We start from the raw sequence: 2,140 nt of genomic DNA on the forward strand, positions 1-2,140 counted from the left end.
CTACAGCGTTAGCCCCTATCTAGACTGTGCCTTGTAAGTTTCCCTTTTTAAGGACCATCTTGAAGTAGAGAAAACTATATTTTGAGCTCCTCCCATTTTTAGGACCGGCCAAAAGTAGAGAATTCGGGTTTTACTATATTATTTTTCACCCACTCTTCCGGAGTCATGTCACCCAGTGAGCTATGGGGCCGGAAGCAGTTATACTCCTGCCGCCAGGCTCCGATCTTCTCCTGGGCATCCTCCAGTGACAGGAACCAGTTCACGTTCAGGCACTCATCCCGGAAGCTGCCGTTGAAGGATTCGATAAAGGCGTTATCCGTGGGTTTTCCGGGCCTGGAGAAGTCCAGCGTCACTTTATTCTTGTAAGCCCACCTGTCGAGTGCTTTGGAGATGAACTCGCTGCCGTTGTCCACCTGTATACGCTTAGGCAGCTTTTTAGTGTCCTGCCTGATGCGCTCCAAAGCAGCCACCACGTCTTCTCCCTTCAGGGACTGGCCCACCAGAATGCCCGGACATTGGCGGCTGTAATTATCGACTATAGTTAAGCATCGTAATTTCCGGCCATCGAAGAGCTGATCGGCCACAAAATCCATCGACCAGCACTCATGGTTAGTAGAGAGCTCTGTACGCTCCAGCCTGTGCGCGGCGGCTTTGTTTCTTCTCGGGCGCTTGCTCCTCAGATTCAGCCCTTCCTCTTTGTAGAGGCGATGTACGCGCTTATGGTTATCCTTCCAACCCTCCCGCCTGAGCAGGATAAAGATACGCCAGAACCCGTAGCGAACCCGCACCTGGGCTATCTCTTGCATCCGCTTCCTGATCACGGAGCTATCTCTGGCTTTGGAGCGGTAATACCAGCCTGAACGGTGTAACAGCACCACCTTACATGCTCTTCTGACCGAAATCCGGTAATCTTTCTGTAGTTGCGAGGCCAGCCGCTTTACTTGGGCTGGCCTCAAAGCTTTTCTCGCAACACATCCTGCAGCATTTGTTTATCTAGGCTCAGGTCCGCCACCAGTTGCCGCAGCTTGCGCAGCTCACTCACCCCTAAACCACCGTATATTTTCTTCCAGTTGTAGAAAGTGGCATCCGAGATGCCCATCTTGCGGCACACCTCCTCCACCTTGACACCCGTCTCTGCTTGCTTGATGGCGAAGATGATCTGCGCCTCTGTGAATTTTGATTTCTTCATGGCAATTCGCTTTTGGTTCTATACGATTATTGCCCGCTCCCTCTACTTTGCAACGGTCCGGTTTTACGGAGGGAGATTGTTTCATGATTTTCAGCGTATTCGGTTCAGGATGAGTTGGCAATTCTGCCACAACACCAATGCTTCGGCACTATTTGTGGTCTTTTCATGGTCCTTATCAAGCCTTCTAGAGAAGTTAAACAGGCCGAATGCCCGCTCACTTACCCACCGCCACCTGACCGCAACAAATCCCTCTGAGCTTGGGGGCTTAGAGGAGATCTCCAACTCTACCCTAAGCAGCTTGTCTGTGACCTAGTCCAGGAAGACCTTCTTATAGGCCGTGTCCGCCAGTACCTTCTCCATGCGTTGCAGGTATCCCTGCAACGGTGCCACTACCCGCTCGGCCGTGGCACCGTCAGCTCGGTTGGCTGCATGCACCACCACTCCCCAAACCAGGCCCAGCGTGTCCGCGATCACATGCCGCTTTTTTCCGTTTACCTTCTTGTTGCCGTCCACGCCCGTCTCCTCGCTCACGAACGGGGCCACTTTTACCAACTGCCTGTCAATGCATAGCAGGCTGGGCAAAGCCTCTTTTCCAACCCTCTCCCTTTCCCGCTGGTTGAGCGAGAAGTTAAGCCTTCCCAGTGTGCCGTCCCTCTTCCACCTCCTGAAATAGTAGTACATTAGTTGTCAGTTGGGAAAGCCTTCCGGCAGGTTGCGTCACTGCCCCCCCCCACCCGCAGAAACCAAAAGATGGCGTCGAGGATAACCCGAAGGGAGTCTTTGCATTTCCGATAGATGGGAAGCGATTCTTTCACTATCTCCCATTGCGAGTCAGTCAGTCTCTGATACTGAGATTGCATAAGCTTTTGAGTTTGATCACTTATTATTTACGCACTGACTCGCTCTTTTATGTCAATCTAAAATTTTAAACATGCTCAAGTGAAAAATTAC

General features: G+C 51.6%; 3 protein-coding genes. 1 reads left to right on the forward strand and 2 read right to left on the reverse strand.

Features of this window, described 5'->3' with window-relative positions; genetic code table 11:
- Positions 1-98: 98 nt before the first annotated feature.
- Positions 99-1,189 (reverse strand): IS3 family transposase gene (locus ACFQ2O_RS21370; protein WP_377532880.1). Its coding sequence is split into 2 segments (ribosomal slippage): positions 99-967 and positions 967-1,189, totalling 1,092 coding nucleotides; the frame shifts between segments, so codons are not numbered across the junction.
- Between ACFQ2O_RS21370 and ACFQ2O_RS21375 the strand changes: the two genes are divergently transcribed.
- Entirely contained in the window at positions 1,188-1,502 is a 315-nt protein-coding gene (locus ACFQ2O_RS21375; protein ID WP_377532882.1) for a hypothetical protein, read from the forward strand. The genes ACFQ2O_RS21370 and ACFQ2O_RS21375 overlap by 2 nt on opposite strands.
- Here ACFQ2O_RS21375 and ACFQ2O_RS21380 read toward each other — a convergent pair.
- Positions 1,499-1,870, reverse strand: a complete 372-nt coding sequence (locus tag ACFQ2O_RS21380) for a transposase (RefSeq protein ID WP_377532884.1) — start codon at positions 1,868-1,870, stop codon at positions 1,499-1,501. The genes ACFQ2O_RS21375 and ACFQ2O_RS21380 overlap by 4 nt on opposite strands.
- Between the last annotated feature and the right edge of the window lie 270 nt (positions 1,871-2,140).

Source organism: Pontibacter rugosus (assembly GCF_042678745.1).
Classification (GTDB): Bacteria; Bacteroidota; Bacteroidia; order Cytophagales; family Hymenobacteraceae; genus Pontibacter; species Pontibacter rugosus.

Excerpts from the sequence above, each read along its gene's own strand:
- ACFQ2O_RS21380 (WP_377532884.1), bottom strand. The coding sequence starts at position 1,870 with ATGTACTACTATTTCAGGAGGTGGAAGAGGGACGGCACACTGGGAAGG.
- ACFQ2O_RS21375 (WP_377532882.1), top strand. The coding sequence starts at position 1,188 with ATGGCAATTCGCTTTTGGTTCTATACGATTATTGCCCGCTCCCTCTAC.